At 52.8% G+C, this 1,850-nt stretch carries 1 tRNA gene and 1 rRNA gene; both read right to left on the bottom strand.

Going from position 1 to position 1,850, the window contains the following annotated elements:
- Nucleotide 1: 1 nt before the first annotated feature.
- Nucleotides 2–78: transfer RNA gene (locus PBR20603_RS23980), tRNA-Ile, on the bottom strand.
- A 64-nt stretch (nt 79–142) separates the two neighbouring features.
- Nucleotides 143–1,675: ribosomal RNA gene (locus PBR20603_RS23975) — 16S ribosomal RNA — on the bottom strand.
- Nucleotides 1,676–1,850: the final 175 nt, after the last annotated feature.

Genomic DNA, 1,850 nt, shown 5'->3' with positions numbered 1-1,850 from the left:
TTGGTGGGTCTGGAAGGACTTGAACCTTCGACCCCCGCCTTATCAAGACGGTGCTCTAACCACCTGAGCTACAGACCCGACTTAGATCTACGCAGTCAACAACCGATAAGCGTGAACACTCAACTTCCAGTGCATGCTCTAGAAAGGAGGTGATCCAGCCGCAGGTTCCCCTACGGCTACCTTGTTACGACTTCACCCCAGTCATGAATCCTGCCGTGGTAAGCGCCCTCCTTACGGTTAGGCTACCTACTTCTGGCAAAACCCACTCCCATGGTGTGACGGGCGGTGTGTACAAGACCCGGGAACGTATTCACCGCGACATGCTGATCCGCGATTACTAGCGATTCCAGCTTCACGCAGTCGAGTTGCAGACTGCGATCCGGACTACGATCGGTTTTCTGGGGTTAGCTCCACCTCGCGGTTTGGCAGCCCTCTGTACCGACCATTGTATGACGTGTGAAGCCCTACCCATAAGGGCCATGAGGACTTGACGTCATCCCCACCTTCCTCCGGTTTGTCACCGGCAGTCTCCTTAGAGTGCTCTTGCGTAGCAACTAAGGACAAGGGTTGCGCTCGTTGCGGGACTTAACCCAACATCTCACGACACGAGCTGACGACAGCCATGCAGCACCTGTGTTACGGTTCTCTTTCGAGCACTCTCACCTCTCAGCAAGATTCCGTACATGTCAAGGGTAGGTAAGGTTTTTCGCGTTGCATCGAATTAATCCACATCATCCACCGCTTGTGCGGGTCCCCGTCAATTCCTTTGAGTTTTAATCTTGCGACCGTACTCCCCAGGCGGTCAACTTCACGCGTTAGCTTCGTTACTAAGGAAATGAATCCCCAACAACTAGTTGACATCGTTTAGGGCGTGGACTACCAGGGTATCTAATCCTGTTTGCTCCCCACGCTTTCGTGCATGAGCGTCAGTATTGGCCCAGGGGGCTGCCTTCGCCATCGGTATTCCTCCACATCTCTACGCATTTCACTGCTACACGTGGAATTCTACCCCCCTCTGCCATACTCTAGCCTTGCAGTCACGAATGCAGTTCCCAGGTTAAGCCCGGGGATTTCACATCCGTCTTACAAAACCGCCTGCGCACGCTTTACGCCCAGTAATTCCGATTAACGCTTGCACCCTACGTATTACCGCGGCTGCTGGCACGTAGTTAGCCGGTGCTTATTCTTCCGGTACCGTCATCCCCCCGAGGTATTAACCCAGAGGATTTCTTTCCGGACAAAAGTGCTTTACAACCCGAAGGCCTTCTTCACACACGCGGCATTGCTGGATCAGGCTTTCGCCCATTGTCCAAAATTCCCCACTGCTGCCTCCCGTAGGAGTCTGGGCCGTGTCTCAGTCCCAGTGTGGCTGGTCGTCCTCTCAGACCAGCTACAGATCGTCGCCTTGGTGAGCTTTTACCCCACCAACTAGCTAATCTGACATCGGCTGCTCTTGTAGCACGAGGCCCGAAGGTCCCCCGCTTTCCTCCTCAGAGCGTATGCGGTATTAATCCGGCTTTCGCCGAGCTATCCCCCACTACAAGGTACATTCCGATGTATTACTCACCCGTTCGCCACTCGCCACCAGGTGCAAGCACCCGTGCTGCCGTTCGACTTGCATGTGTAAGGCATGCCGCCAGCGTTCAATCTGAGCCAGGATCAAACTCTTCAGTTTAAACCTGTTACTGTTTTCGGTTTTTCGTGATAAATCACTTGAACCGGTCGCTCTCAAAGTATGCTGACAAGTTAATTACTTAACTTACCTATTACTATGTGAGCCTCAATAAATTTAAAGCTTATCTGCCGAAGCAGACGCACTATTCATCGAGTGCCCACACTTATCGGTTGTT

It is taken from the genome of Pandoraea bronchicola, from assembly GCF_902459805.1.
Classification (GTDB): domain Bacteria; phylum Pseudomonadota; class Gammaproteobacteria; order Burkholderiales; family Burkholderiaceae; genus Pandoraea; species Pandoraea bronchicola.
This window is presented reverse-complemented; position numbering and strand designations above follow the sequence as displayed.